Source organism: Burkholderia sp. Bp9140 (genome assembly GCF_003853425.1).
In the GTDB taxonomy this organism is placed as follows: Bacteria; Pseudomonadota; Gammaproteobacteria; order Burkholderiales; family Burkholderiaceae; genus Burkholderia.
The window spans coordinates 21,443-47,993 of the sequence record NZ_QTPQ01000051.1 but is presented as its reverse complement, the minus strand read 5'-3'; the positions used below and the strand labels follow the sequence as shown (position 1 = coordinate 47,993).

19 protein-coding genes are annotated in these 26,551 nt (G+C 67.5%); 13 read left to right on the top strand and 6 right to left on the bottom strand.

The features are described from left to right. The first annotated feature begins 214 nt into the window (after nt 1-214). The 11 genes from DIE21_RS32360 to DIE21_RS32295 all read left to right on the top strand — a co-directional run bounded on the left by DIE21_RS32360 (nt 215) and on the right by DIE21_RS32295 (nt 12,814). The gene (locus DIE21_RS32360) at nt 215-904 is read left to right on the top strand and encodes an ABC transporter permease (RefSeq protein ID WP_059523652.1); all 690 of its coding nucleotides are present in this window, start codon (nt 215-217) and stop codon (nt 902-904) included. Then, nucleotides 901-1,614, top strand: a complete 714-nt coding sequence (locus DIE21_RS32355; protein ID WP_059447650.1) for an ABC transporter permease — start codon at nt 901-903, stop codon at nt 1,612-1,614. The genes DIE21_RS32360 and DIE21_RS32355 overlap by 4 nt, the downstream gene beginning before the upstream one ends. 21 nt (nt 1,615-1,635) lie before the next feature. After that, complete coding sequence (locus DIE21_RS32350) at nt 1,636-2,436, top strand: ABC transporter ATP-binding protein (protein ID WP_124501493.1); 801 nt, start codon at nt 1,636-1,638, stop codon at nt 2,434-2,436. Between the two features lie 21 nt (nt 2,437-2,457). Continuing rightward, entirely contained in the window at nt 2,458-3,498 is a 1,041-nt protein-coding gene (locus tag DIE21_RS32345) for a GlxA family transcriptional regulator (protein WP_124501492.1), read from the top strand. Between the two features lie 934 nt (nt 3,499-4,432). Next, a complete protein-coding gene (locus tag DIE21_RS32330) occupies nt 4,433-5,665 on the top strand; it encodes an aspartate aminotransferase family protein (RefSeq protein WP_124501490.1) in 1,233 nt (410 codons plus the stop codon). A gap of 30 nt (nt 5,666-5,695) precedes the next feature. After that, complete coding sequence (gene aruF, locus DIE21_RS32325) at nt 5,696-6,748, top strand: arginine/ornithine succinyltransferase subunit alpha (protein ID WP_124501489.1); 1,053 nt, start codon at nt 5,696-5,698, stop codon at nt 6,746-6,748. After that, nucleotides 6,745-7,776: an arginine N-succinyltransferase gene (gene astA, locus DIE21_RS32320; RefSeq protein WP_124501488.1), complete on the top strand. Its 1,032-nt coding sequence runs from the start codon at nt 6,745-6,747 to the stop codon at nt 7,774-7,776. The genes aruF and astA overlap by 4 nt, the downstream gene beginning before the upstream one ends. A 7-nt stretch (nt 7,777-7,783) precedes the next feature. After that, complete coding sequence (astD, locus tag DIE21_RS32315) at nt 7,784-9,247, top strand: succinylglutamate-semialdehyde dehydrogenase (RefSeq protein WP_124501487.1); 1,464 nt, start codon at nt 7,784-7,786, stop codon at nt 9,245-9,247. Nucleotides 9,248-9,261: 14 nt separating this feature from the next. After that, on the top strand, nt 9,262-10,602 hold the full coding sequence (astB, locus tag DIE21_RS32310; RefSeq protein WP_124501486.1) for an N-succinylarginine dihydrolase: 1,341 nt from the start codon (nt 9,262-9,264) through the stop codon (nt 10,600-10,602). Between the two features lie 7 nt (nt 10,603-10,609). Then, entirely contained in the window at nt 10,610-11,662 is a 1,053-nt protein-coding gene (gene astE / locus DIE21_RS32305) for a succinylglutamate desuccinylase (RefSeq protein WP_185642888.1), read from the top strand. Nucleotides 11,663-12,019: 357 nt separating this feature from the next. Beyond that, nucleotides 12,020-12,814, top strand: a complete 795-nt coding sequence (locus tag DIE21_RS32295) for an ABC transporter substrate-binding protein (RefSeq protein WP_124501484.1) — start codon at nt 12,020-12,022, stop codon at nt 12,812-12,814. A 114-nt stretch (nt 12,815-12,928) separates the two neighbouring features. Here the strand turns inward: DIE21_RS32295 and DIE21_RS32290 are convergent, their stop codons facing one another. Further along, nucleotides 12,929-14,440, bottom strand: a complete 1,512-nt coding sequence (locus tag DIE21_RS32290) for an HDOD domain-containing protein (RefSeq protein WP_124501483.1) — start codon at nt 14,438-14,440, stop codon at nt 12,929-12,931. Nucleotides 14,441-14,465: 25 nt separating this feature from the next. After that, nucleotides 14,466-16,205 (bottom strand): bifunctional diguanylate cyclase/phosphodiesterase, encoded by a 1,740-nt coding sequence (cdpA, locus tag DIE21_RS32285; RefSeq protein ID WP_221622410.1) that lies wholly within the window; start codon nt 16,203-16,205, stop codon nt 14,466-14,468. Nucleotides 16,206-16,484: 279 nt separating this feature from the next. Here cdpA and DIE21_RS32280 point away from each other — a divergent pair, with 279 nt between their 5' ends. Further along, nucleotides 16,485-17,036: a peroxiredoxin gene (locus DIE21_RS32280; protein WP_124501481.1), complete on the top strand. Its 552-nt coding sequence runs from the start codon at nt 16,485-16,487 to the stop codon at nt 17,034-17,036. A gap of 91 nt (nt 17,037-17,127) precedes the next feature. Here DIE21_RS32280 and DIE21_RS32275 read toward each other — a convergent pair whose 3' ends face one another. Beyond that, nucleotides 17,128-17,757 carry an SDR family oxidoreductase gene (locus DIE21_RS32275; RefSeq protein WP_124501480.1) on the bottom strand — a complete coding sequence of 210 codons (630 nt, stop codon included), beginning with the start codon at nt 17,755-17,757 and terminating at the stop codon, nt 17,128-17,130. A gap of 261 nt (nt 17,758-18,018) precedes the next feature. On the opposite strand from DIE21_RS32275, the gene DIE21_RS32270 reads away from it, so the two are divergent. After that, nucleotides 18,019-19,527: an NYN domain-containing protein gene (locus tag DIE21_RS32270; protein ID WP_124501479.1), complete on the top strand. Its 1,509-nt coding sequence runs from the start codon at nt 18,019-18,021 to the stop codon at nt 19,525-19,527. An 84-nt stretch (nt 19,528-19,611) separates the two neighbouring features. Here the strand turns inward: DIE21_RS32270 and DIE21_RS32265 are convergent, their stop codons facing one another. The 3 genes from DIE21_RS32265 to DIE21_RS32255 all read right to left on the bottom strand — a co-directional run bounded on the left by DIE21_RS32265 (nt 19,612) and on the right by DIE21_RS32255 (nt 26,537). Next, entirely contained in the window at nt 19,612-19,995 is a 384-nt protein-coding gene (locus DIE21_RS32265; protein ID WP_409364663.1) for a VOC family protein, read from the bottom strand. Nucleotides 19,996-20,111: 116 nt separating this feature from the next. After that, a complete protein-coding gene (locus tag DIE21_RS32260) occupies nt 20,112-23,420 on the bottom strand; it encodes an efflux RND transporter permease subunit (protein ID WP_124501477.1) in 3,309 nt (1,102 codons plus the stop codon). Nucleotides 23,421-23,423: 3 nt separating this feature from the next. Further along, nucleotides 23,424-26,537 carry an MdtB/MuxB family multidrug efflux RND transporter permease subunit gene (locus DIE21_RS32255; RefSeq protein ID WP_124501476.1) on the bottom strand — a complete coding sequence of 1,038 codons (3,114 nt, stop codon included), beginning with the start codon at nt 26,535-26,537 and terminating at the stop codon, nt 23,424-23,426. Nucleotides 26,538-26,551: the final 14 nt, after the last annotated feature.

The window sequence follows — 26,551 nt, the reverse complement described above, 5'->3', positions numbered from 1 at the left end:
GCTTCCCGGTGTGTTATCCGACTGTCAGGAAGCGGCTTTTTTCCTTTTGAAACAGCAGGCTACGCGTTGCCGGCAAATGATGGGATGAATTGCTGCAACGCAGCAATCGCATGCGAGGTGATTTGAGGCAATCAATTTCGCTTGCGACTATCCGCGTCAGCCCGGCGCGGAACAGATATGTGCGCCGGTGTTCATATCAACACTGGAGACGCGCGTGTTCCTTTACGGCTTTGGTCCCGTCCTCTGGGCCGGCACCGTGCAGACCATCGAGCTGTCGGTGCTGTCGCTCGCCGCTGCGGTGGCGCTGGGGCTGATCGGCGCGGTGGCGAAGCTGTCGCACAACCGGGTGCTGCGAGCGATCGCGACCGGTTATACGACGCTGATCCGCTCGGTGCCCGATCTCGTCCTGATGCTGCTGTTGTTCTACAGCATCCAGATCTGGTTGAACCAGTTCACCGACCTCGTCGGCTGGGACCAGATCGACATCGATCCGTTCGTCGCCGGCGTGCTGACGCTCGGCTTCATCTATGGCGCGTACTTCACCGAGACGTTCCGCGGCGCGTTCCTGTCGGTGCCGCGCGGCCAGCTCGAGGCCGGCGCGGCGTACGGGATGAGCGGGATGCGCGTGTTCGTGCGGATCATGTTTCCGCAGATGATGCGCTTCGCGCTGCCGGGCATCGGCAACAACTGGCAGGTGCTCGTGAAGGCGACCGCGCTGGTGTCGATCATCGGCCTCGCGGACGTCGTGAAGGCCGCGCAGGACGCCGGCAAGAGCACGTTCAACATGTTCTTCTTCATCCTCGTTGCGGCGCTGATCTACCTCGCGATCACGACCGTTTCCAACCTCGTGCTGATCCAGCTCGAGAAGCGTTATTCCATGGGCGTGCGGCACGCAGAACTATGATCGAGATCCTCCAGGAATTCGGCCAGGCGTTCCTTTACTGGGACGGCCAGCGCCTCTCCGGCCTTGCGGTGACGCTGTGGCTGCTCGTCGCGTCGATTTCGCTCGGCTTCGTGTGCGCGGTGCCGCTCGCGGTCGCGCGCGTGTCGAAGAAGAAGTGGCTGTCGATGCCGGTGCGGTTCTACACGTACGTGTTCCGCGGCACGCCGCTCTACGTGCAGCTGCTGCTGATGTACACGGGCATGTACAGCCTCGAGTTCGTGCGTTCGCACTCGCTGCTCGACGCGTTCTTCCGCAGCGGCTTCAACTGCGCGATCCTCGCGTTCGCACTGAACACCTGCGCGTACACGACCGAGATCTTCGCGGGCGCGATTCGCGCGATCCCGCACGGCGAGGTCGAGGCGGCGCGTGCGTACGGGATGTCGCCGTTCACGATGTACCGCCGCGTGATCCTGCCGTCGGCGCTGCGCCGTGCGCTGCCGCTGTACAGCAACGAGGTGATCCTGATGCTGCACGCGACCACCGTGGCGTTCACGGCGACCGTGCCCGACATCCTGAAGGTCGCGCGCGATGCCAATTCCGCGACCTACATGGCGTTCCAGTCGTTCGGGATCGCCGCACTGATCTATCTTGCGGTATCGTTCGCACTCGTCGCGGCGTTTCGCCGGGCGGAGCGCCACTGGCTCGCGTATCTCGCGGCCGGCCGTCATTGATTTCACTTCGAGGAGAGCCAGTTGGCCGAGATCACTCAAACGAGCGCGTCCGCTTCCGTCAAGCTTGCCGCGGTCGATATTCACAAGCGCTATGGCGATAACGAGGTGCTCAAGGGCGTGTCGCTGAACGCGAAGGCCGGCGACGTCATCAGCATCATCGGCGCCAGCGGTTCGGGCAAGAGCACGTTCCTGCGCTGCATCAATTTTCTCGAGCGGCCGAATGCGGGGCAGATCGTCGTCGACGGCGAGGCCGTGCGCACGAAGACCGACCGCGCCGGCGCGCTCGAGGTCGCCGATCACAAGCAGTTGCAGCGCATCCGCACGAAGCTTGCGATGGTGTTCCAGCACTTCAATCTGTGGGCGCACATGAACGTGCTCGAGAACGTGATGGAAGCGCCGGTGCACGTGCTCGGCATTCCGAAGAAGGAAGCCGAGGAGCGTGCGCGCGAGTACCTGGAGAAGGTCGGCCTCGCGCCGCGCGTGGAGAAGCAATATCCGTCGCACCTGTCGGGCGGTCAGCAGCAGCGTGTCGCGATCGCGCGCGCGCTGGCGATGCATCCGGACGTGATGCTGTTCGACGAGCCGACGTCGGCGCTCGACCCGGAACTCGTCGGCGAAGTGCTGAAGGTGATGCAGAAGCTGGCCGAGGAAGGCCGCACGATGATCGTCGTCACGCACGAGATGGGTTTCGCGCGCAACGTGTCGAACCACGTGATGTTCCTGCATCAGGGGCGGACCGAGGAAGAGGGCGATCCGAAGGAGGTGCTGGTGCGCCCGCAGAGCGAGCGTCTGAAGCAGTTCCTGTCGGGCAGCCTCAAGTAACGCGAAGGGCGGGTTTCATACGTGGTACCGGTGTCTCGTCCCGCAGGCGCCACCCGCACGACGCAGGTGGTGATCGTTGCATTGCCGCCCGTGTCGATGTCGGGCGTGGGTCCGATCGTCGATGCGTTGCATCTCGCGAACGAGATCGACGGGCGCTTGCTGTATCGCTGGCAGGTGTGTTCGTGGGACGGGCGGCCGGTGCCGCTCGTGGGCGGTGCGCAGTGGCATGCCGATGCGGCGTTCAACGATGCGATCGCGTGCGACTGGCTGATCGTCGTGTCGGAGCGGTTTCAGCAGTTTGCCGATTATCGGCTGTTTCTCGCGAGTCTCGCGCGGGTCGGGCAGCGCACGCCGGTCGTCACGGGTATTCACCACGGCGTGTGGTGGCTCGCGATGGCCGGGCAGCTTTCCGGATATCGCGTGAGCGTGAACTGGGAGACGTATCAGCAGTTCGCCGAGCAGTTCGAGCGGTCGATCGTCACGCAGCAGATCTTCGAGATCGATCGCGATCGGGCGACCTGTGCGGGTGGGCAAGCCACCGTTGACTTCATGCTGGCCATGATCGGCCGCGAACATGGGGCGGATCTTGCGGAGCGGATCGCCGATGCGCTCGGGGCCGGGACGCTGCGGAGTGGTGAGGAGCGCCAACGGATTCCTTTTGTTACCGCGCCCGGTGAGCGGCATCCTCGGTTGAATGATGCTTTGCTTTTGATGGAAGCCAATATCGAGGATCCTTTGACGACCGATGAGATCGCCGGGCTCGTTGGCGTTTCACGCCGGCAACTGGAGCGGCTCTTTCGGCAGTATCTCGGGGCGATGCCCTCCAAGTATTACCTCAATCTCAGATTGCTCAAGGCAAGGACGCAGTTGCAGCGGACCAGCAAGTCAGTCGTTCAGGTCAGTCTCGCTTGTGGGTTCTCTTCTGCTGCGCATTTTTCCAATGCGTACCGCGAAAGGTTTGGGGTCACACCTCGGGAAGATCGACGGGCGTGGCTCGAGAAGCAGACGGGCGGTGGCAGCGAGCCTCGCGGGGGCGCGCTTGTGGAGCGCGGGAAGGATTAAGTGGTTTGTTGCGGGGCGCCTGCGTTTGACGTGAAGCACCTGTGATCGTGTCGGTCTATTAGCGTCGCCCCTGCGCGGGGCGGCGGTTACTTTTCTTTGTCTTGCCAAAGAAAAGTAACCAAAAGAAAGGCGCTCGGATAACGCATGACTTCCCGGTGCCGTAGCCATCGGAGTGGCCCTCGCCTAAGTGTCGGCGCCAGTCGGGAACCCGGAGTGGTTCGAGCAATGGTTCTGACCCGCCACACCACCCAACAGAGCGGTATACCGCCCGCTAGCTCCGTCCTCGCTTCGCTCGGCCGACGGGTCCAAACATCCCCCCTTTGCAACGCTATCGGTCGATTGGTTTCCACAATCGTGGCGGGTGGCGCATCAATCCAATAAATCGAAATCGTCGTTGCAGTGCAACGGGCACTTCACTGATTGGGGGAACTGATCAGTCGGTGTTTGTAGGTGGTGCGCAGGCGCATGAATTGCGATTGAAGAACCTTGCAGCCGAGCGTAGCGAGGATGGAGCTAGCGGGCGGTATACCGCTCTGTTGGGTGGTGTGGCGGGTCAGAACCATTGCTCGAACCACTCCGGGTTCCCGACTGGCGCCGACACTTAGGCGAGGGCCACTCCGATGGCTACGGCACCGGGAAGTCATGCGTTATCCGAGCGCCTTTCTTTTGGTTACTTTTCTTTGGCAAGACAAAGAAAAGTAACCGCCGCCCCGCGCAGGGGCGACGCTAATAGACCGACACGACCCCAGGTGCTTCACGAAAACGCGAGCGCACCGCCAGAACCCCCCCAAACCACAGCCCCCACCCGAAAGGGCAAAATATCCCGAAGAAAAGCGCTTCCGATAGAACCCGTCGCAAATCTGCAAGACGCTTGCGCCACCCTTACCTAAACTTGATCCTGTTGAACCCTCTTACGAAACCGAAAGGAACGACCATGACGACCTCGACCGTGACCCGCCAGACATTCGACGAAGTGATGGTGCCGGTATTCTCCCCCGCGCCGTTCGTGCCGGACCGTGCAGAGGGCTCCCGCGTGTGGGACACGGCCGGCCGCGAATACGTGGACTTCGCCTGCGGCATCGCCGTGACGTCGCTGGGCCACGGCCACCCGGAACTGCTGAAGGTCCTGGACGAACAAGGCCGCAAGCTCTGGCACATCGGCAACGGCTACACGAACGAGCCGGTGCTGCGCCTCGCGAAGCGCCTCGAATCGCTGACCTTCGCCGACCGCGCATTCTTCGCGAACTCGGGCGCGGAAGCGAACGAAGCCGCACTGAAACTCGCACGCCGCGTCGCATTCGACCGCCACGGTGCCGACAAGTACGAAATCGTGTCGTTCGTCCAGTCGTTCCACGGCCGCACGTTCTTCACGGTCAGCGTCGGCGGCCAGCCGAAATACTCGGAAGGCTTCGGCCCGGTGCCGGCCGGCATCAAGCACCTGCCGTTCAACGACATCGAAGCCGCGAAGGCCGCGATCGGCCCGCAAACCTGCGCGGTGATCGTCGAGCCGGTGCAGGGCGAAGGCGGCGTGATTCCGGCCGATCCGGCCTTCCTGAAAGCGCTGCGCGAAGCATGCGACGCCCACGACGCACAGCTGATCTTCGACGAAGTGCAAACGGGCGTCGGCCGCACGGGCCAGTTCTACGCCTACATGGACACGGGCGTCACGCCGGACATCCTCACGACCGCGAAGGCGCTCGGCAACGGCTTCCCGATCGGCGCGATGCTGACGACGAACGAACTGGCCGCGTACTTCAAGGTCGGCGTGCACGGCACGACGTACGGCGGCAACCCGCTCGCCTCGGCGATCGCGGACAAGGTCGTCGAACTGATCGGCGACCCGGCCCTGCTCGAAGGCGTGCGCGAACGCAGCGCGCGACTGAAGGGCGCGCTGGAACGCATCAACGCACGCTTCGGCCTCTTCAAGGACATCCGCGGCAAGGGCCTCCTGGTCGGCGCGGAACTCACCGCCGCATTCGACGGCCGCGCGAAGGACTTCGTCACCGCCGCCGCCGACAACGGCCTGATCATGCTGATCGCGGGCCCGAACGTGCTGCGCTTCGTGCCGTCGCTCGTGATTCCGTTCGACCTGCTCGACGAAGGCGTGAAGCGCTTCGAGAAGGCGGTCGAGCAGGTGCTCGCGGCTCAGGAAGCCACCGCGCGCTGATCGGCGCACCCATCGCAGACAGGAACGACGATGCTATTTGTTCGCCCCGGCAAACTCACGGATCTCGATGCGCTCGCGCACATGGCGCGCACCGCGCAGCCGGTCCTGCACTCGCTGCCGCACGACCGCGCCGCGCTCGAAGCGCGCGTGGCGCTCTCCGAGGATTCGTTTCGCGCGGATGTCGACTTCGCCGGCGAGGAGTTCTACCTCTTCGTGCTCGAGGATTCGTCGACGGGCAAGCTGCTCGGCACGGCGAGCATCGTGGCCGCGGCCGGCTACTCGGAACCGTTCTACGCGTTCCGCAACGACGCACTGATCCACGCGTCGCGCGAGCTGCACGTGAACCGCAAGATCCACGCGCTCACGATGTCGCACGAGCTGACCGGCAAGAGCCGGCTGGCGGGCTTCTACGTCGATCCGTCGCTGCGCGGCGACGCGGCCGCGCACCTGATCTCGCGTGCGCGGATGATGTACATCGCCGCGAACCGCCGCCGCTTCACGCCGGAAGTGTTCACGCTGCTGCTCGGCGTGAGCGACAACACGGGCGCATCGCCGTTCTGGGAAGCGGTGGGCCGCAAGTTCTTCGGCCGCGACTTCACCGACGTCGACATCGCATCGGGCGGCCGCAGCCGCACGTTCATCGCGGAAGTGATGCCGGCCTATCCGCTCTACGTGCCGCTGCTGCCGGAAGCCGCGCAGCGCGTGCTCGGCGAGCCGAACGAAACGGCACTGCTCGCGTATGACATCCATCTCGAGGAAGGCTTCGAGCCGGACCGCTTCGTCGACATCTTCGACGCGGGCCCGGTGCTGACCGCGCAGGTCGACCGAACCGCATGCGTGAAGCACGGCGCGGAGCGCACCGTGCGCGAAGCGGCGCGGCAGCAGGGCGATGTCGCGTACATGGTGTCCACCGGCAGCGGCGAATCGTTCCGCTGCGTGCTGGCCGACCTGCCGGGCGGCACGGCCAATGCGCCGCTGGCCGGCGACGCGCGCGCGGCGCTCGATGTGAAGGATGGCGATGTCGTGCGCTGCGTGCCGCTGCACCGCCGCGACGATGAAGACATGAAGGGAGACGCAGCATGATCGTCGTTCGGGTCGTACAAACGGGCGACGTTGACGCGCTCGTGTCGCTCGCGAAGGAAACCGGGCCGGGCCTGACCACGTTCAAGCCCGACCGCGACGCGCTCGCCGCGCGCATCGAGCGCACGCGCCGCACGCTCGAGGGCGAGGCCGCGCCCGGTGAAGCCGGCTACTTCTTCGTGATGGAAGAGTCGAAGACGGGCGACATCGCGGGCGTATGCGGGATCGAGACGCAGGTCGGTCTCGAACAGCCGTTCTACAACTATCGCGTGAGCACGGTCGTGCACGCGAGCCAGGAGCTCGGCGTGTGGACGCGGATGTCCGCGCTCAACATTTCGCACGACCTCACGGGCTATGCGGAAGTGTGCTCGCTGTTCCTGAGCCCGCGCTATCGCACGGGCGGCGTGGGCGGCCTGCTGTCGCGCTCGCGCTTCATGTTCATCGCGCAGTTTCGCGAGCGCTTTCCGGAACGCATCTGCGCGGAACTGCGCGGCCACTTCGACGAAGACGGCACGTCGCCGTTCTGGCGCGCGGTCGGTTCGCACTTCTACCAGATCGATTTCAACGCGGCCGATTACCTGAGCTCGCACGGCCGCAAGTCGTTCCTCGCGGAACTGATGCCGCGCTACCCGGTGTACGTCGACCTGCTGCCGCAGGATGCGCAGGACGCGGTCGGCCTCACGCACCGCGACACGCTGCCGGCGCGCAAGATGCTCGAGGCGGAAGGGCTGCGCTACCAGAACCACGTCGACATCTTCGACGCGGGCCCGGTGCTCGAATGCCACGTCAACGACCTGCGCACGGTGCGCGAGAGCGTCGTCGTGCCGGTCGCGATCGGCGTGCCTGACGCACGGGTCGATGCGCCGCGGTCGCTCGTGTCGAACACGTCGCTGAACGATTTCCGCGTCGGCGTCGCGCCGGGCGTGGTCGCGAACGATTCGTTCGTGTTGTCGGCCGACGATGCCGTCGCGCTCGACGTCAAGGCCGGCGATCCGGTGCGCGTGCTGCCGCTCAAAGTCAAACAGGGATAAACGAATCATGACGGAACTCTTCATCGATGGCGCCTGGGTCGCAGGCTCGGGCCCCGTGTTCGCCTCGCGCAACCCCGGCACCGACGCGATCGCATGGCAGGGTGACAGCGCGTCGGCGGCCGACGTCGACCGCGCGGTCGCGAGCGCGCGCCGCGCGTTCGCCGGCTGGTCGGCGCTCGACTTCGAAGCGCGCTGCGCGATCGTCAAGCGCTTCGCGGCGCTGCTCACCGAGCGCAAGGAAGCGATCGCCACTGCAATCGGCCGCGAGACGGGCAAGCCGCTGTGGGAAGCGCGCACCGAAGTCGCGGCGATGGCCGCGAAGGTCGGCATCTCGATCCAGGCCTATCAGGAGCGCACCGGCGAGAAGCGCCAGGACATGGCCGACGGCGTCGCGGTGCTGCGCCATCGTCCGCACGGCGTCGTCGCGGTGTTCGGGCCGTACAACTTCCCCGGCCACTTGCCGAACGGCCATATCGTGCCGGCGCTGATCGCGGGCAACACGGTCGTGTTCAAGCCGTCGGAGCTCGCACCGGGCGTCGCGCGCGCGACGGTCGAGGTGTGGCAGGAAGCCGGGCTGCCGGCCGGCGTGCTGAACCTCGTGCAGGGCGAGAAGGACACGGGCATCGCGCTCGCGAACCATCGGCAGATCGACGGCCTCTTCTTCACCGGCAGCTCGGATACCGGAACGCTGCTGCACAAGCAGTTCGGCGGCCGTCCGGAAATCGTGCTCGCGCTCGAGATGGGCGGCAACAACCCGCTCGTGATCGGCGAAGTCGAGGACATCGACGCGGCCGTGCACCACACGATCCAGTCGGCGTTCCTGTCGGCCGGCCAGCGCTGCACGTGCGCACGCCGCATCTTCGTGCCGCAGGGCGCGTTCGGCGACCGCTTCCTCGCACGCTTCGCCGACGTCACGTCGAAGATCACGGCCGACGTGTTCGACGCCGATCCGCAGCCGTTCATGGGTGCGGTGATCTCGGCACGCGCGGCCGCGAAGCTCGTCGACGCGCAGTCGCGCCTGATCGAGCAGGGCGCGAAGCCGATCATCGCGATGACGCAGCGCGATCCGCGCCTGGGTTTCGTGAACGCGTCGATCATCGACGTGACCGGCGTCGCGAACCTGCCCGACGAGGAGCACTTCGGCCCGCTCGCGCAGATCGTCCGCTACGCGACGTTCGACGAGGCGATCGAGCGCGCGAACGACACGGCATTCGGCCTGTCCGCCGGCCTGCTCGCGGACGACGCGAACGCATGGACGCACTTCCGCCGCACGATCCGTGCGGGGATCGTCAACTGGAACCGCCCGACCAACGGCGCATCGTCCGCGGCGCCGTTCGGCGGCACGGGCCGCTCGGGCAACCATCGTCCGAGCGCGTACTACGCGGCCGACTATTGCGCATATCCGATGGCGTCGGTGGAAAGCACGCAACTGACCTTGCCCGCGAGCCTGTCGCCGGGCCTGCATTTCTGATCGAGGGAACGACGATGAACGCACAAGAAGCCAATTTCGACGGACTCGTCGGCCCGACCCACAACTACGCCGGGCTGTCGTTCGGCAACGTGGCGTCGCTCAACAACGAGAAGTCGGCCGCGAATCCGAAGGCGGCCGCGAAGCAGGGGCTGCGCAAGATGAAGCAGCTCGCGGATCTCGGCTTCGCGCAAGGCGTGCTGCCGCCGCAGGAGCGGCCGTCGCTGCGCCTGTTGCGCGAGCTGGGCTTCTCCGGCAAGGACGCGGACGTGATCGCGAAGGCCGCGAAGCAGGCGCCCGAACTGCTCGCCGCGGCGAGCTCGGCGTCGGCGATGTGGACCGCGAACGCGGCCACCGTCAGCCCGTCGGCCGACACGAGCGACGGCCGCGTGCACTTCACGCCGGCCAACCTGTGCAGCAAGCTGCATCGCGCGATCGAGCACGAAGCGACGCGCCGCACGCTGTCGACGCTGTTCGCCGATCCCGCGCACTTCGCGGTGCACGAGGCGCTGACGGGTACGCCGGCGCTCGGCGACGAAGGCGCGGCGAACCATACGCGCTTTTGCGCGGAATACGGCCAGCCGGGCGTCGAGTTCTTCGTGTACGGCCGCGCGGAATACCGCCGCGGGCCGGAGCCGAAGCGCTTCCCGGCGCGCCAGACCTTCGAGGCGAGCCGCGCGGTCGCGCATCGCCATGGTCTTGACGAAACGGCGACGGTCTATGCGCAGCAGGATCCGGACGTGATCGATGCGGGCGTGTTCCACAACGACGTGATCTCGGTCGGCAACCGCGACACGCTGTTCACGCACGAGCGCGCGTTCGTCAACAAGCAGGCGATCTACGACACGCTGACGGCCGCGCTCGATGCGCGCGGCGCGCGCCTGAACGTGATCGAGGTGCCCGACGCGGCCGTGAGCGTGAACGACGCGGTCACGTCGTATCTGTTCAACAGCCAGCTGCTGTCGCGCGCGGACGGCTCGCAGGTGCTCGTCGTGCCGCAGGAATGCCGCGAGAACGCGAACGTCGCCGCCTATCTCGACCAGCTCGCGGTCGGCAACGGCCCGATCCGCGACGTGCTCGTGTTCGACCTGCGCGAAAGCATGAAGAACGGCGGCGGCCCCGCGTGCCTGCGCCTGCGCGTCGTGCTGAACGACGCCGAGCGTGCGGCCGTCACGTCGAACGTGTGGATGAACGACACGCTGTTCGCGTCGCTCGACGCGTGGATCGAGAAGCACTACCGCGACCGTCTCGCACCGGAAGACCTCGCCGATCCGACGCTGCTCGACGAATCGCGCACGGCGCTCGACGCGCTCACGCAGATCCTGCGCGTCGGGTCGCTTTATGATTTCCAGCGCTGAGTCCCGCATGTCGGCCGCCGCGCTGCTCGACGACTTCCTCGCGTTCACGCTCGCGGGTGACGCGCCGGACGTGAAGGACGGCGCGTGCGCGGACGGTGCGGTGCGCTGGCAATGGCTCGGCGACGGGCTGCTCGCGCTCGAGCCGGCGGCTGGCGACCATGCCGATGCTTCGGCGCGCGCGAGCGTGCTCGTGTCGGCCGGCGTGCATGGCGACGAGACCGCGCCGATCGAGCTGCTGTCGATGCTCGTGCATGATCTCGCAGCGGGCACGCTGCCGCTCGCGTGCCGGCTGCTCGTCGTGCTCGGCAACGTGCCGGCGATGCGCGCGGGCGAACGCTATCTCGACGACGACCTGAACCGCCTGTTCAGCGGTCGTCACGCGCACGTGCCGGCGAGCCGCGAAGCGCCGCGCGCGAAGCAGCTCGAAGCGGCCGCCGCCGCGTTCTTCGCGGCCGCGCCGGCGGGCGGTGCGCGCTGGCACGTCGACATGCATACGGCGATCCGCGCCTCGGTGTTCGAGCAGTTCGCGCTGCTGCCGCACACGGGCACGCCGCCGACCCGCGCGATGGTCGAATGGCTCGGCGACGCGCGCATCGCCGCCGTGCTGCTGCATACCGCGAAGGGCAACACGTATTCGCACTTCACGGCCGAGCAGTGCGGTGCGCTCGCATGCACGCTGGAGCTCGGCAAGGTGCGGCCGTTCGGCCAGAACGACCTGTCGCGCTTCGCGCCGGCCGACCGTGGGGTGCGCAGGCTCGTGTCGGGCGCCCCTCGCGATGTCGACGCTCGGGGCGGCCATCCGCCGTTGCCGCGCGTGTTCACCGTGATCGACCAGATCACGAAGCAGAGCGACGCGCTCGAGCTGTTCGTCGCGGCCGACGTCGCGAACTTCACCGCGTTCGCGCGAGGCACCGTGCTCGCGCAGGACGGCGACTACCGCTACACGGTGAAGCACGACGAGGAGCGCATCGTGTTCCCGAATCCGACGGTGAAGCCGGGTTTGCGCGCGGGCCTGCTCGTCGTCGACACGACGCGCGACACGCTCGCCGCACTCGTCTGACCCATGACCGGTTGCGCGCGGCTGCGGTGATCCGCGGCCCGCGCGTCGCCGCGCGGCATCCCCGTTTTACGATGACGCCCGCACACGCCGCGCAGACGGCCCGCGCGTCGCGCTTGCGTATTTGCGACATCGTCTTGCGAGTTCGATGGGCCGCCCGGTCGCCGCCGGCGCACGCAGCGCAGCATCGCGCGCCGGCGGCTGCTTTGGCGTATCGGGCCGCGCGGATTGGTACAATCGCGGCCTTGCGGCTGTTGCGCCGCATCAAGGCGCGGCATCGGGATTGTCGTTGTCATCCGACCCTGCAATGATGCATGCGCCCGTAGTTCCGGAACATTCGAGTATCGAGGAGAACACCTGATGAAGTTGGATTGGCGTAAAGTGGCCGCGCACGCGGTAGTGGCGGCATCGGCCGTGGCGGCAGGCAGCGCGATGGCTGCGGATCTGAAGGAGATCCGGTTCGGCGTCGAGGCCTCGTACGCGCCGTTCGAATACAAGACGCCCGACGGCAAGCTGACCGGCTTCGACATCGACATCGGCAACGCGGTGTGCGCGAAGCTGAAGACGAAGTGCGTGTGGGTCGAGAACGACTTCGACGGCCTGATCCCCGCACTGCAGGCGCGCAAGTTCGACGCGATCAACTCGGACATGACGATCACCGACCAGCGCAAGCACGCGATCGCGTTCACCGATCCGATCTACACGATCCCGAACCAGCTGATCGCGAAGCAGGGCAGCGGCCTGATGCCGACCCAGCAGGCGCTGAAGGGCAAGCGCGTCGGCGTGCTGCAGGGCACGATCCAGGAAGCGTACGCGAAGAAGAAGTGGGCGCCGGCCGGCGTCGAAGTCGTGCCATACCAGACGCAGGACCTGGCCTACGCCGACCTGAAGTCGGGCCGTCTCGACGCGACGTTCCAGGATTCGGAAGCGGGCTCGAAGGGCTTCCTGTCGAAGCCGCAAGGCCAGGGCTTCGGCTTCGCCGGCGGCACGGTCAGCGATGCCGAGATCCTCGGCTCGGGCGTCGGCTTCGGCCTGCGCAAGAACGACGCGGCGCTGAAGACCGCGCTCGATCAGGCGCTGAAGGAGCTGAAGGCCGACGGCACGATCGACAACCTCGCGAAGAAGTACTTCAGCGTGCCGGTCACGCTCAAGTAAGCGTTTCGATCCGTCGCACGATGCAGCCGGCCGCTTTCGCGGCCGGTTTGCGTTTGGGGCACCGCGTGTCGCACACGTGCCGGCGGGGCGGCCGCCGGTTGCGTGCCGCTTGCGTCACGCGGGGAAGAACCGCCCCAGTTCGCGCGCGAGCTCGTTGAGCACGCTCATCTCCTGCTGCGTGATCTTGCGCGCGGGCTGCGCGCCGGCCCAGTCGCCGTACAGAAGCGCGACGGTCTTCGTGCCGACGCGCACGGGCAGCAGCACGAATGCGCGCGTATCTTCCAGCGCATCGAGGTACCACGCGGGCAGGCGCTTCACCATCTTCGGCTCCTGCGCCTGCTCGATGAAGATGCCGACCGAGTTCGTGATCGCGAGGTGGAAGACATCCGGCTCGAAGCGCTCGTCGAAGCACAGCCGGTCGAGCGCCGCGTCGACGCCCGGGCCGAAGCCGAGACGCGCGGCGAACCTGCCGTCGTCTCGTCGCACGAACATCACGGTGCGCGTGAACGCGAGGCCCGCGAGCAGGCTTTCCGACGCGAGCGCGAGCACCGGCGTCAGCACGTGCTCGGACGGCAGCGCGCGCAGGTCCGCGAGGCCGGCTTCGAGGCACGCCTCGGGCTCGGCCTGCGCCCGTGCGATCGCATCGGCGTTCGCGCGCAGCTCGACGATCTCGCGCATCACCGTGTCGCTTGCTTCCTCGCGCGCGAGGCGGTCGGCGATCTCGACGAGCGCGTCGGAATCGATCTCCAGCGCCGTGCCGTAGTGCTGCGCAAGTGCCGCGATGCGCGCGTCGCGCTGCGGGCTCGCGGGCATCGTGAGCGCACTGGCGAAGTCGGTCGAGCAGCGGCTCACCGCGCGCAGCCAGTGCACGCGGTCGGGGCTGTCGTCGGCCGATGCATCGGGGGCGCGGCGGCGGTCGTCGTCATCGTCATCCTCGTCGAGCCTGTCGGCGTGCGCGGCGCGACCGTCGCCGTCGGCCATCCCGGCGCGGATCACGTCGGGCAGCCGCCAGCTCGCGGCGGCCTCGAGGCCGATCTCGTCGAAGCCGACGCCCAGCACGTCGATGCACGCGGCCGCTTCGTCGCCGTTCAGCTCGGCGGCGCGGCGGCGGATCCGGTCCCATTCGCTGTCGAGATAGCAGACCACCAGCAGCTTGCCGACCTGGCGCATCAGCGTGCAGACGACGGCTTCCTCGCCGCCGCGCAGCTCCGCATGCTCGGTCAGCTTGCGGGCGACGCAGCCGGACAGCAGCGCGCGGTTCAGCTCGAGTTTCGCGTCGATGCGGCGCGGCGTGCTGTGATGGAAGTGGTCGACGAGCTTCAGCCCGACGACGAGATGGCCGACCGTGTCCATGCCGAGCACCATCAGTGCTCGCGTGACGGTCGTGATGTTGCCGCCGAATGCCATGTACATTGCGGAATTCGCGAGCCGCAGCACCTTCTGCGTGAGCGCGAAGTCCGACAGCACGACGCGCACGAGCGCGGTGAAGTCGAGGTCGTCGTTCTTCATCGCGGCCATTGTCGCGCGCAGCGATTCCGACAGCAGCGGGAAGTCGCCCCGTTCGTTCATCCGGGCCCACAGTTTGTCGAGCAGCGCCGAGCGGGACAGGTGTTCGGTGATTGACATACGGATTTGTCCGGTTCGCCGCGCGTCAGGCGGCGTGCAGGCGCAGTTGCCGTGCCTCGAAGCGCCGCGCGAGCTCCTCGGACGGCAGCGCCTGGCAGACGAGCCAGCCCTGGATATGGTTGCAGCCCATCTCGGTCAGCAGCTCGCGCTGCGCCTCGGTCTCGACGCCTTCCGCGACGAGCTCGAGCTCGAGCGTCTGCGCAAGGCCGACCACCGCCGACACGATCGCGCGATCGTTGCGCGACGTCAGCAGGTTCTCGACGAAGCTGCGGTCGATCTTCAGCTTCGCGAGCGGGAAGCGCTGCAGGTACGCGAGGCTCGAATAGCCGGTACCGAAATCGTCGATCGCGAAGCGGATGCCGAGCTCGGTCAGCTCCTCGAGCAGCACCTTCGCCTGCACGGGATCGTGCATCAGCAGGCTCTCGGTGATTTCCAGCACGATGCGGCGCGGGTCGATGCCCGTCAGCGCGATCGCCTCGCGCACGCTCTGCGTGAAGCGCGGGTCGCGGAACTGCTGCGGCGACACGTTGACCGCCACATACTGCAGCGCGAGCCCCTGGCGATCCCAGGCGACGAGCTGCATGCACGCGGCCTTGAGCACCCAGTTGCCGAGATAGTTGATCAGGCCGATCGATTCGGCGAGCGGAATGAAGGTCGCCGGCGGCACGAGGCCGTGCACCGGATGACGCCAGCGGATCAGCGCCTCGACGCCGTCCACCGCGCCGGACTGGCTGCGCGTGATCGGCTGGAAATGGAGCGAAAACTCGCCGTTGCGCACGCCGTCGTACAAGTCGGCCTCGAGCTTGAGCCGTTCCGCGTCGGCCGGGTCGCCGACCGGCTCGTGAAACGCGAGCGCATTGCCGCCCGACGCCTTTGCCTGCGCGAGCGCATGGTCGGCGCGGCGCAGCAGCGGGCTGTGGTGCTGCGCGCGATGGGGCGCCGCGCGTTCATCCGGGTACAGCGCGATGCCGATGCTCGCGGACAGGTGCACGGTCTGCCCCTGGTACGCGTAGGGTTCGCGCACCGCGGCCTGCAGCCGGCGCGCGAGCGCGTCCGCGGCGTCGCTTGCGCGCGTGCGGTCCGGTGCGGTGAACACGATCGCGAACTTGTCGCTCGCGACGCGCGCGAGTTGCTCGCCGGGCGCGACGAGCGCCTGCAGCCGCTGCGCGGTGTCGCGCAGCAGCGTGTCGCCGGCGTCGTAGCCGAGTGCGCGATTGATGCGCTGGTAGTCGTCGAGGTCGAGCAGCAGCAGCGCCGCGCACGTGCCGCTCTCGTCGGCGGCCTCCTGCGCGCGCATCAGCGCGGGCACGAGCGCGGACAGGTTGTCGAGCCCCGTCATCGGGTCGTGATGCATCTCGTACGTCAGGCGAGCTTCGAGCGCGCGCCAGGCCGACACGTCGAACGCCGCGATCGCGAAGCCGTCGACGCCGTGGTGGCGGCTCTTGAACGCGCGGATCTCGACGTCGAGCGGGTAGGTGAGCGACTTCACGATGCACATCGTCGCCTTCTCGACCTGGCCGGAACGCGCGGCGCGCGCAAGCAGGCCTTCGAGCGCCGCGGTATCCTGTTCCGCGATCAGGTCGCGCAGCGTCAGCGTGTGCAGGTAGTCGCGGTGATAACCGATGAAGCGCAGGCTCGCGTCGGATACGTACAGAAAGCGCAGCTCGCGGTCGACATGGGCGAGGAAATCCACCGTGCCGACCGTCTGTTCCAGCCAGTTGCGCACGGTGTCGTCGCGTCGCGGCGTGCCGGCGCGCGCAGGCATCAGCGCGCCGCCCGACCAGGCGAAGCGGCGCAGCGTATGCAAGGCATTGCGCCAGGAGCCCTTGCGTGGCGTCTGTTTCCTGTTGGCTTCCATGTGTCTCGCTGACGTGAAGGGCTGGAACCGGTTGTCCGGAAGGAATAACGGCAGGCGGCGCGGAATCTTTAACCGGCCGGCGGCGGCTGGCGCTGCCGCTCGACCGGGTTGTGCACACCGGTGTTCGACAGGCGAACGCCGGTGTGGCCTACATCGAGGCTGACTTTATAAGAAATGAGGACGCAGATGAAGCGAAAACTGTTGGCGGGCGCCGCGGCGGCGCTGCTGGTGGCCAGTCATGCGCGGGTCGCGCAGGCGGAACTGAAGCCGGGCGACACGGCGCCCGGCTTTACGACGCAGGCGTCGCTGGGCGGCAAGACTTACACGTACTCGCTCGCCGATGCGCTGAAGCGCGGGCCGGTCGTGCTGTACTTCTACCCGGCCGCGTTCACGAAGGGTTGCACCATCGAGGCGCATGCGTTCGCGGATGCGGTCGATCGTTACAAGGCTTACGGTGCGACGGTGATCGGCGTATCCGCCGACAACATCGACACGTTGACGAAGTTCTCGGTGAGCGAGTGCCGCAGCAAGTTCCCGGTCGCGGCCGATCCGGACGCGAAGATCATCCGCGAATACGACGCGAAGCTGCCCGCGCTCGATCGCGCGAACCGCGTGTCCTATGTGATTTCGCCGGAAGGGAAGGTGCTGTACGAGTACACGAGCCTGTCGCCCGACAAGCACGTCGAGAACACGCTCGGCGCGGTGAAGGCGTGGGCCGACGCGCATCCGAAGCAGTAAGCCGCGGGCAGCAAGCCTGCTGCAAAGCGGCCCGCATCGCGGGCCGCGGGCACGGACGCAACGCGCCGCCCGGCGGCGGCGCGGGCATGCATTACGCGCGCAATGCCTGTTCGATCGGCACGCTGCCGCCGACGAAGCCGACGACCTTGCGCGAGATGCCCAGCTTGATCGCCTCGATCGCGGCCCATGCGACATCCTGGCGCGACACCGGCGGCGCCGCGTCGAGCGGCGCCTCGGTCAGCGCGATCTTGCCGACGCCCGGGCCGTCCGCGAGCGGGCCGGGGCGCAGGATCACGTAGTCGATGCCCGACGCGATCACGTGCTCGTCGCCTTCGCGCTTCATCTGCGAGTAGTGGCGCAGCGCGTCGCCGCTGCGCTCCGGCCAGTACGCGGTCAGCGAACTGATCACGACCAGCTTCTGCACGTTGTAGGCGAGCGCATGCTCGGCCGCGCGCGCGACCGCGTCGCGGTCGATCTGCTCCTCTTCGGCGGGGCCTTCCGATTCCGCCGAGCCGGCCGCGTAGATCACGTGCGTGATGCCCTGGAACGCGTGCGAGAAATCGCCCGTCAGATCGGCCTCGACGACCTTCGCGCCCGGCAGCGCATAGCCGTGCCGGCGTACCAGCGCAGTCACCTCGAATTCCGGCTGCTCGAGCAGCAGATCCGCGCAGGCCCGGCCCGTGCGGCCGGTCGCGCCAATCAGCAATACCTTCGTCGTCATGAAACCGCTCCTTGCTCGATGCGTCATCCTTCCAGATAGGGACGGACGACCGATACTCAAGTGTATGTCGATTTGGGCCGGCGGCGCGCGGGTAATTGGGGCTGTACCGTCCGAGGCGTGCCGGCGCGGCCGTGCCGGGCCCCGTCGGCACGCCGCCGCGCGCATGGATTGCGGGATCGACCCGCCGACCGGCTATCATGTGCGCGATGCATTTTTCGCCGCCACGCAATACAACGCGGCGGCCAACCGGTTGGAGTACACATGGCATTACCCCTGGACAACGTCAGCATGGCCGTGTTCTGCGACTTCGAGAACGTCGCGCTCGGCGTGCGCGACGCGAAGTACGAGAAATTCGACATCACGCCCGTGCTGGAGCGGCTGCTGCTGAAGGGCAGCATCGTCGTGAAGAAGGCGTATTGCGACTGGGAGCGCTACAAGGGCTTCAAGGCGTCGATGCACGAGGCGAGCTTCGAGCTGATCGAGATTCCGCACGTGCGCCAGTCGGGCAAGAACTCGGCCGACATTCGGCTCGTGGTGGACGCGCTCGATCTCTGCTACACGAAGTCGCACGTCGATACGTTCGTGATCATCAGCGGCGACTCGGATTTTTCGCCGCTCGTGTCGAAGCTGCGCGAGAACGCGAAGAAGGTGATCGGGGTCGGCGTGAAGAAGTCGACGTCGGACCTGCTGGTCGCGAACTGCGACGAATTCATCTTCTACGACGACCTGGTGCGCGAGCAGCAGCGCACGCTGGCCAAGCGCGAACAGCAGCGCACGGGCAACGGCGGCGCGAAGCGCCCCGACGAGCCGTCGCGCAAGCCGGAGCTGGAAGCGCGCCGCAGCGAGGCGATCGCGCTCGCGGTCGAGACCTTCGACGCGCTCGCGTCCGAGCGCGACGACGTCGGCAAGATCTGGGCGTCGGTGCTCAAGAGCGCGATCAAGCGCCGCAAGCCGGACTTCAACGAGTCGTATTACGGCTTCCGCGCGTTCGGCAACCTGCTCGACGAAGCGCAGGCGCGCGGCCTGCTCGAAGTGGGGCGCGACGACAAGTCGGGCGCGTTCGTGTCGCGGCCGCGCCAGCCGGTTGCGGCGGAGCCGGTGGCGGCGGCACGGGATACGGGCGGTGCGCACCATGGTCATGGCGGGCGTCATGCGGAGGCTGCACCGGCCGGGCGCGAGCCGCGGCGTCGCGGGCAGCAGGCGGCCGCGGCCGTGCAGGAAAGCATGCAGGTCGACGTGGAAGAGACGACCGTTGCCGATGTCATGAGCGAAGCGGCGATCGTGCCGGCAGCGACGGCCGAAGCCGCCGAAGCGGCCGACACGCACGGTGACGCGAAGGACGGCCGCAAGCGCGCGCGCAAGAGCGCGGCGAAGAAGACCGGCGCGAAGAAGGGCGCCGGTGCGAAGGCGGCTGGCCGCCACGCGGCGGCGCAGCCGGACGATGCGGCGCACGGCGGCGCGAAGCAGGGTGGCGGCAAGCACGCGGAAGGCAAGCACGCCGAAGCGGCGCATCGCGACGCGGAGTACGGCGACGACCGGCACGTCGCAGCGCAGCACGCGGCGCCGACGGCCGGCGAGTACGGTGCTTCGGCGGTTGTCGCGCAGCCATCGCGCGAAACGGCACCGGCCGCACCGGTTGCCGAATCGACCGGCGAATCGACCGGCGAAGCGGCGGGTGACGCGGCGACCGCCGCCAAGCCGAAGAAACCGGCCCGCAAGACGGCCCCCCGCGCCCGCCGTCCGCGCAAGACGGCGCCCGCCGCCGAGTAACGGCTTCAGGGCCGAGCGGCGTCCGACCGAGGGCGCCGCCCGCGTCACCCCGTCGGCCGGTGCAACACCGGCCGGCGCGTCCCGCTATCCGTTCAGCACGTACGGTTGCGTCATCACTTCGAGAAAGTGACCGTCAGGATCGTCGAAATACACACCGCGCCCGCCGTTGTGGCGGTAGATGTCACCGGCCTGCCGCTTCGCCGGATCGGCCCAGTGCGGCAGCCCGCGCTCGCGAATGCGCGCATACACGCGATCGAAGCCGGCTTCGTCGGTCAGAAACGCGTAATGCTGGGCCGTGATCTCTCCCTCTTTTTCGTAGAAATCGAGCGACACGCCGTTGTCGAGCGGGACCACCAGCATCGGGCCGAACGGCGTCGGCGCCGGCAGTTCCAGAAGCTCGGTGAGGAAGCGGCTCGACGCGTGCTTGTCGCGGCACCAGACGATCGTATGGTTCAGCTGGACGTTCATGGCGGGTCCCCGGGAAGGGGCGCGAGGGTGGGCATGGACACACGATAGTCGATCGCCGCCGGCGTGCAAGCACGTCGAGCGGCCGCGTGATGCGGCCGCTTGCCGCCGTTATCCGCTTACTCGCCGGCCACCGCCGCCCCGCCCGAATTGCCGCGGCGGTTGCGGCGCTTCTCGGCCCACACGCGCAGCCGGTCCATGTACAGATAGACGACCGGCGTCGTATAGAGCGTCAGCATCTGCGACATGATCAGGCCGCCGGCGATCGCGATCCCGAGCGGCGCGCGCAGCTCGGCGCCGTCGCCGTGGCCGAACGCGAGCGGCAGCGCGCCGAGGAGTGCCGCCATCGTCGTCATCATGATCGGCCGGAAGCGCAGCAGGCAGGCCTCGTGGATCGCATCGAACGACGACTTGCGGCCGTTGCGCGTCTGGTCGATCGCGAAGTCGACCATCATGATCGCGTTCTTCTTCACGATGCCGATCAGCAGGATCACGCCGATCAGCGCGATGATGCTGAACTCGGTCTTGAACAGCAGCAGCGCGAGCAGGGCGCCGACGCCGGCCGACGGCAGCGTCGACAGGATCGTGATCGGGTGGATGTAGCTCTCGTACAGGATCCCGAGCACGATGTAGACGGCCAGCAGCGCCGCGAGGATCAGGATCGGCTGGTTGTTCAGCGATTGCTGGAACGCCTGCGCGGTGCCCTGGAAACTGCCGACGATCGTCGGCGGCACGCCGATCTGCGCCATCGTCTGGTAGATCACCTGGGTCGCCTGCGACAGCGACACGCCCGGCGGCAGGTTGAACGAGATCGTCGTCGCGACGAACAGGCCCTGGTGATTGACCGACAGCGGCGTCGTGCTCGGGCCGAAGGTCGCGATCGCGGACAGCGGGATCATCGTCGATTTCGACGTCGACACCGCCGCGCCCGACGACGCGCTCGACTTGCCGCTCGACGCGATCGAGTTCAGCGCCTGGTTGCGCGCGGAATCGGACGCGATCGCCGCGGCGCTGGTGGCGGCCGTGCCGGCGCTGGACGTGCCGGCCGAGGTCGCGACGAAGGTGCCGGCCGCCGCGTTGGTCGTCTGCGAGCCGTTCGCGCTGCCGCCCGACGTGCTGATCCACACCTGGTTCAGCATCTCCGGGCTCTGCCAGTATTTCGGCGCGACTTCCATCACGACGTGGTACTGGTTCAGCGGGTTGTAGATCGTCGAGACCTGGCGCTGGCCGAACGCGTCGTACAGCGTGTTGTCGATCTGCGCGGGCTTGATGCCGAGCCGCGCGGCGGTCGCGCGGTCGATCGTCACCATCGCCTCGAGGCCGCCTTGCTGCTGGTCGGAGTTCACGTCGGTGAGCTCGGCACGCTTCTGCAGCGCCTCGGTCAGCAGCGGCCCCCACTTGTACAGCTCGGCGCTCGAATCGCCGAGCAGCGTGAACTGGTACTGCGCGTTGCTCTGCCGGCCGCCGACGCGGATGTCCTGCGCGGCCTGCAGGAACGTGCGCGCGCCTGCAACGTCGGCCAGCGGCTTGCGCAGCTGCTGGATCACCTGGTCGGCCGACAGCTTGCGCTCGGTGCGGTCCTTCAGCGTGACGAACATGAAGCCCGAGTTGGTCTGGGCGCCGCCCGTGAAGCCCGCGGCGCTCTGCACGTTCGGGTTGCTCTGCACGATCCGCATCATCTCGGAAAACTTCAGCTTCATCGCCTGGAACGACGTCGACTGGTCGGCCTGGATGCCGCCGATCATCAGCCCGGTGTCCTGCTGCGGAAAGAAGCCCTTCGGCACGATGATGTACAGATAGACGTTCAGCCCGATCGTCGCGAACAGGATCAGCAGGACCAGCAGCGGACGACGCAGCGCCCACGACAGCGAGCGCTCGTAGCCGCGCTGCAGCCGCGCGAAGAAGCGCTCGAGGAAGCGCCCGAGGCGGCCTTCCTCCTGCACGTCGTGCGGCTCGCGCAGCAGGCGCGCGCACATCATCGGCGTGACCGTGAGCGATACCGCGAGCGACACGGCGATCGCGAGCGACAGCGTCAGCGCGAATTCGCGGAACAGGCGTCCGACGATGCCGCCCATCAGCAGGATCGGCAGGAACACCGCGACGAGCGAAATGCTCATCGACAGCACCGTGAAGCCGACCTCGCGCGCGCCGTCGAACGCGGCCTGCAACCTTGGCTTGCCGTTCTCGATGTGGCGCGTGATGTTCTCGAGCACGACGATCGCATCGTCGACGACGAAGCCGGTCGCGACGATCAGCGCCATCAGCGACAGGTTGTCGATCGAGAAGCCGAGCAGGTACATCGCGCCGAACGTGCCGATGATCGAGATCGGCACCGCGACGCTCGGGATCAATGTCGCGCGCCAGTTGCGCAGGAACAGGAACACGACCATCACGACCAGGCTGACCGCGATCAGCAGCGTGTGCTCGGTGTCCTTCAGCGACGCGCGGATCGTCGTCGAACGGTCGAGCACCGGCGTGACCGTGATGTCGGCAGGCAGCGACGCGGTGAGCTGCGGCAGCGCCGCACGCACGCGGTCGATCGTCTCGATGATGTTCGCGCCGGGCGAGCGGTACAGGATCACGAGCACCGCGCGCTTGCCGTTCGACAAGCCGAGGTTGCGCAGGTCCTCGACGCCGTCGACGACTTCGGACAGGTCGGCCAGCCGCACGGCCGCGCCGTTGCGGTAGGCGACGACCAGGTCGCGGTATTGCGACGCCTGCGAGGCCTGGTCATTCGTATAGAGCTGGTAGTGCTTCGGGCCGAACTCGATCGCACCCTTCGGGCTGTTCGCGTTCGCCGACGCGAGCGCGGCCCGCACGTCCTCGAGGCCGATTCCGTAGTGGAACAGCGCATGCGGTTCGAGCTCGACGCGCACGGCCGGGTTCGCGGAGCCGCTCAGCGACACCTGGCCGATCCCGTCGATCTGCGACAGCGACTGCTGCAGCACCGTCGACGCGGCGTCGTACAGCTTCGCGGGCGACGACGTATCCGACGTGAGCGACACGATCATGATCGGCGAGTCGGCCGGATTGACCTTGCGGTACGTCGGGTTGCTCTTCAGCGACGCGGGCAGGTCGGCACGCGCCGCGTTGATCGCGGCCTGCACGTCGCGCGCGGCGCCGTCGATGTCGCGGTTCAGCCCGAACTGCAGGATGATCCGCGCGTTGCCGACCGTGCTGGTCGACGTCATTTCGCTGACGTCGGCGATCGAGCCGAGGTGCCGCTCGAGCGGGCTCGTCACGCTGGTCGCGACGGTCTCGGGGCTCGCGCCGGGCAGCGACGCCTGCACCGAGATGGTCGGGAAGTCGACCTGCGGCAGCGGCGACACCGGCAGCTTGATGAACGCGAACAGGCCCGCGAGCGCGACGCCGAGCGCGAGCAGCGTCGTCGCGACGGGGCGGGTGATGAAGGGGCGCGACAGGTTCAACGCTTACGCCCCCGTGTGCTTGCCGGCGTGGGGGCCGTGCCGCTCGAACCAGCCGCGCACGCGGCGCGCGAGGTTGTCGAAGCCGAGGTAGATCACCGGCGTCGTGAACAGCGTCAGCACCTGCGACACGATCAGGCCGCCCGCGATCGCGATCCCGAGCGGCTGGCGCAGCTCGGAACCCGCGCCGGCGCCGACGATCAGCGGCACCGCGCCGAGCAGCGCGGCGAGCGTCGTCATCAGGATCGGCCTGAAACGCAGCAGGCATGCCTGGTAGATCGCCTCGCGCGGCGGCTTGCCTTCGACCCGTTCGGCCTCGAGCGCGAAGTCGATCATCATGATCGCGTTCTTCTTCACGATGCCGATCAGCAGCACGATCCCGATGATCCCGATGATGTCGAGGTCATGCCCCGTGATCATCAGCGCGAGCAGCGCGCCGACGCCGGCCGACGGCAGCGTCGACAGGATCGTGATCGGGTGGATGTAGCTCTCGTACAGCACGCCGAGCACGATGTACATCGTGACGACCGCCGCGAGGATCAGGAACAGCTGGTTCGACAGCGATGCCTGGAACGCGAGCGCCGCGCCCTGGAAGCGCGTCTGGAACGAGCCGGGCAGGCCGATGTCCTTCTCGGCGGCGCCGATCGCCTTCACGGCCTCGCCGAGCGACGCGCCCGGTGCGAGGTTGAACGAGATCGTCGTCGACGGGAACTGCGACAGGTGCGCGACGAGCAGCGGCGACGGCCGTTCGTGGAACGACGCGATCGACGACAGCGGCACCTGGCCGCCGCCCGCGGACGGCAGGTAGATGTCGTTCAGCGATTCGGCGTAATGCTGCTCCTTCGGCGCCGACTCGAGAATCACGCGGTACTGGTTCGACTGCGTGAAGATGGTCGACACGATGCGCTGGCCGAATGCGTCGTACAGCGCGTTGTCGACGGTCGCCGGCGTGATGCCGAAGCGCGCGGCGCTCGCGCGGTCGATCTCGACGTAGACCGACTGGCCGTTGCTCTGCAGGTCGGTCGCGACGTCGGCGAGCGACGCTTCCTTCTGCAGCCGCGTGACGAGCTTCGGCACCCAGGTCGCGAATTCGTCCGGGTTCGGGCTCGTCAGCATGAACTGGTACTGCGTCGGGCTCACGGTCGAGTCGATCGTCAGGTCCTGCACCGACTGCATGAACAGCGTGATGCCGGTCACGTTCGCGACGCGCTGCTGCAGGTCGCGGATGATTTGGGCGGACGACTCGGCGCGTGCGTCGCGCGCCTTCAGGTTGATCAGCATCCGGCCGCTGTTCAGCGTGATGTTGCTGCCGTCGACACCGATGAACGACGTCAGGCTCGCGACGTTCGGATCCTTCAGGATCTCGGCCGCGAGCGCCTGCTGGCGTTCGGCCATCGCGCCGTAAGAGATCGACTGCGGCGCCTGCGTGATCGCCTGGATCACGCCGGTATCCTGCGCGGGGAAGAAGCCCTTCGGCACGTAGACGTAGAGCAGGGCGGTCAGCGCGAGTGTCAGCAGCGCGACGACGAGCGTCGAGCGCCGGCGGTTCAGCACCCATTCGAGCGCGACCGCGTAGCGCGCGATCACCCGGTCGATCGTCTGGTGCACGCGCGCCTCGAAGCGGTGGCTCTCGGGCGGCGGCGAATGGCGCAGGAGCTTCGCGCACATCATCGGCACGAGCGTGAGCGACACGATCGCCGAGATCACGATCGTCACCGCGAGCGTGATCGCGAATTCGTGGAACAGCCGGCCGACCACGTCGCCCATGAACAGCAGCGGGATCAGCACGGCGATCAGCGACACCGTCAGCGAGATGATCGTGAAGCCGATCTGCCTCGAGCCCTTCAGCGCGGCATCGAGCCCCGAATCGCCTTCCTCGACGTAGCGCGCGATGTTCTCGATCATCACGATCGCGTCGTCGACGACGAAACCGGTCGCGATGGTGAGCGCCATCAGCGACAGGTTGTTCAGCGAGAAGCCGGCCAGGTACATCACCGCGAGCGTGCCGACCAGCGACAGCGGCACCGACAGGCTCGGGATGATCGTCGCGTAGATGTTCGCGAGGAACAGGTACATCACCAGCACGACCAGCGCGACCGCGAGCAGCAGTTCGAACTGCACGTCGCGCACGGCCGCGCGGATCATCGTCGTGCGGTCGGTGACGATCTGCACGTCGAGCGCGGCGGGCAGCGTCTCCTGCAGCTTCGGCAGTTGCGCCTTGATCGCGTCGACGGTCGCGATCACGTTCGCGCCCGGCTGGCGCTGCACGTTCAGGATGATCGCGGGCGCCGAATTCACCCACGCGCCGAGCTTGGTGTTCTCCGAGCCGGAGACGACCTTCGCGACGTCGGTCAGCATCACCGGGCGGCCGCTCTTGTACGCGACGACCGCGTCGTTGTACTGGTCGGCGCTGGTGAGCTGGTCGTTCGCGTTGATCGTGTACGCCCGCGTCGGGCCGTCGAAGTTGCCCTTCGGCGTGTTGACGTTCAGGTTCGAGATCGTCGTGCGCAGGTCGTCGAGGTTCATCCCGTACTGCGCGAGCGCGGTCGGGTTCGCCTGGATCCGCACGGCCGGCCGGTTGCCGCCCGACAGGCTGACGAGGCCGACGCCCGCGATCTGCGAGATCTTCATCGCGAGGCGCGTGTCGGTCAGGTCCTGCACCTGCGTGAGCGGCAAGGTCTTCGACGTGATCGCGAGCGTCAGCACCGGCGCGTCGGCCGGATTGACCTTCGCGTAGATCGGCGGAGCCGGGAGGTCGGACGGCAGCAGGTTGCCGGCCGCGTTGATCGCGGCCTGCACTTCCTGTTCGGCGATGTCGAGCGGCAGGTCGAGCGAGAACTGCAGCGTGATCACCGACGCGCCGGCCGAGCTTTGCGACGACATCTGGTTCAGCGACGGCATCTGGCCGAACTGCCGCTCCAGCGGCGCGGTGACCGACGACGTCATGACTTCCGGGCTCGCGCCCGGATAGAAGGTCTGGACCTGGATCGTCGGGTAGTCGACTTCGGGCAGCGCGGCGAGCGGCAGGAAGCGCAGCGCGACGAGACCGGCCAGCATGATCGCCGCCATCAGGAGAGCGGTGCCGACCGGCCGGAGAATGAAGAGGCGGGATGGATTCATCGAGCGGTCCGCGC

Coding starts and splice junctions, on each gene's coding strand:
- DIE21_RS32355 (WP_059447650.1), top strand. CDS start 901: ATGATCGAGATCCTCCAGGAATTCGGCCAGGCGTTCCTTTACTGGGAC.
- DIE21_RS32330 (WP_124501490.1), top strand. CDS start 4,433: ATGACGACCTCGACCGTGACCCGCCAGACATTCGACGAAGTGATGGTG.
- aruF (WP_124501489.1), top strand. CDS start 5,696: ATGCTATTTGTTCGCCCCGGCAAACTCACGGATCTCGATGCGCTCGCG.
- astA (WP_124501488.1), top strand. CDS start 6,745: ATGATCGTCGTTCGGGTCGTACAAACGGGCGACGTTGACGCGCTCGTG.
- astD (WP_124501487.1), top strand. CDS start 7,784: ATGACGGAACTCTTCATCGATGGCGCCTGGGTCGCAGGCTCGGGCCCC.
- astB (WP_124501486.1), top strand. CDS start 9,262: ATGAACGCACAAGAAGCCAATTTCGACGGACTCGTCGGCCCGACCCAC.
- astE (WP_185642888.1), top strand. CDS start 10,610: ATGTCGGCCGCCGCGCTGCTCGACGACTTCCTCGCGTTCACGCTCGCG.
- DIE21_RS32295 (WP_124501484.1), top strand. CDS start 12,020: ATGAAGTTGGATTGGCGTAAAGTGGCCGCGCACGCGGTAGTGGCGGCA.
- DIE21_RS32290 (WP_124501483.1), bottom strand. CDS start 14,440: ATGTCAATCACCGAACACCTGTCCCGCTCGGCGCTGCTCGACAAACTG.
- cdpA (WP_221622410.1), bottom strand. CDS start 16,205: ATGCCTGCGCGCGCCGGCACGCCGCGACGCGACGACACCGTGCGCAAC.
- DIE21_RS32280 (WP_124501481.1), top strand. CDS start 16,485: ATGAAGCGAAAACTGTTGGCGGGCGCCGCGGCGGCGCTGCTGGTGGCC.
- DIE21_RS32275 (WP_124501480.1), bottom strand. CDS start 17,757: ATGACGACGAAGGTATTGCTGATTGGCGCGACCGGCCGCACGGGCCGG.
- DIE21_RS32270 (WP_124501479.1), top strand. CDS start 18,019: ATGGCATTACCCCTGGACAACGTCAGCATGGCCGTGTTCTGCGACTTC.
- DIE21_RS32265 (WP_409364663.1), bottom strand. CDS start 19,995: ATGAACGTCCAGCTGAACCATACGATCGTCTGGTGCCGCGACAAGCAC.
- DIE21_RS32255 (WP_124501476.1), bottom strand. CDS start 26,537: ATGAATCCATCCCGCCTCTTCATTCTCCGGCCGGTCGGCACCGCTCTC.